Genomic DNA, 246 nt, shown 5'->3' on the forward strand with positions numbered 1-246 from the left:
TTCTTCAACGGCTGCACGGGTGGCGTGCAGGGCGTCGTCGACGCGGTCCTTCTTTTCCTTCATCTCGATTTCGGTCGAGGCGCCGACCTTGATCACGGCAACACCGCCGGCCAGCTTGGCCACGCGTTCCTGCAGCTTCTCGCGGTCGTAGTCGGAGTCGGAGTTCTCGATCTCCTTACGGATCTGAGAAACACGGCCGGCGATCTGCTCGGAATCCCCGGCACCGTCGACAATGGTGGCCTCGTC

Annotated in this window: 1 pseudogene; it reads right to left on the minus strand. The window is 62.6% G+C overall.

What is annotated here, in order from left to right:
* Window positions 1-246, minus strand: a pseudogene (groEL, locus tag GNE10_RS35245) (chaperonin GroEL); the annotation flags it as partial.

Source organism: Nostoc sp. 2RC, assembly GCF_014222165.1.
GTDB lineage: Bacteria > Cyanobacteriota > Cyanobacteriia > Cyanobacteriales > Nostocaceae > Nostoc > Nostoc linckia.